Below are 1096 nucleotides of genomic sequence, written 5' to 3'. Positions count from 1 at the left end.
AATGCTACAACACCATGGACTTCTGCAACAACATCAGTTGCTACAGTATCGAATACAGGATTAGTGACAGGAGTTGCAGCGGGAACAAGCGTTATAACTTATACCAATAACAATGGCTGTACACAAACGGTAACGGTAACGGTAAACCCATTACCAACAATCACGGGAACTCCGACTGTTTGTATCGGATCAACAACACAATTAACAGGTTCTGCTACTCCAAATGGTACAACACCATGGACTTCTGCAACAACATCAGTTGCTACAGTATCAAATACGGGATTAGTGACAGGAGTTGCACCGGGAACAAGCGTTATCACCTATACAAATAACATTGGCTGTACACAAACGGTTACTGTAACGGTAAACCCATTACCAACAATAATAGGACCTCCATCTGTTTGTACAGGATCGATAATACAATTAATTGGCACCGGCACTCCACATGGTACAACACCATGGACGTCGTCAAACCCATCAGTTGCTGTAGTATCCAATACTGGATTAGTAATAGGAGCTGCAGCGGGAACAAGTGCAATTACCTATAGAAACAACAATGATTGTACACAAACAGTTCTTATAACTGTAAACCCACAACCATCAGCTCCGATAGTAGGAACAATAACGCAGCCTACCTGTGCAGTGCCAACGGGATCTGTAGTTTTAAGCGGACTACCTTCTACAGGAACATGGACATTAACAAGATCACCAGGTGCTGTCGTAACTACGGGAACAGGAACAACGATTACAATTACAGGTCTTGCCGCCAATACCACATATACTTATACAGTTGGAAATGGTACCTGTACTTCTGTAGCTTCGAATAATATTGCTATAAATCAATTGCCGTTATTGGCAACCTGGAATGCTGGATGGACAAATGGTCCGCCAACAAGTAATCAGCCTGTCGTTTTTGCAGGAAATTATACATCAGCAGGAGATTTAACTTTTTGCAGCTGTACTGTAAATTCAGGTGTTAATGTTGTAATTAGCGACGGAAATACTCTTACAGTTACTAATGCCTTAAACGTTACCAGCGGAGGCACGCTGACTTTTGAGAACAACTCAAGTTTGATGCAGGACAGTGATGCAGTCA

The 1096-nt window shown here is 42.2% G+C and carries 1 protein-coding gene; it reads left to right on the top strand.

All coding sequences use genetic code 11. The features are described 5' to 3' along the window. Positions 1-1096: Ig-like domain-containing protein (locus tag EV142_RS23770; protein ID WP_209443532.1), on the top strand; the 1096-nt coding region annotated here is incomplete at both ends.

The sequence above is a fragment of the Flavobacterium circumlabens genome (assembly GCF_004345565.1).
Classification (GTDB): domain Bacteria; phylum Bacteroidota; class Bacteroidia; order Flavobacteriales; family Flavobacteriaceae; genus Flavobacterium; species Flavobacterium circumlabens.
The sequence above is the reverse complement of the archived record's forward strand: the minus strand, read 5'-3'. Positions and strand labels throughout refer to the sequence as shown.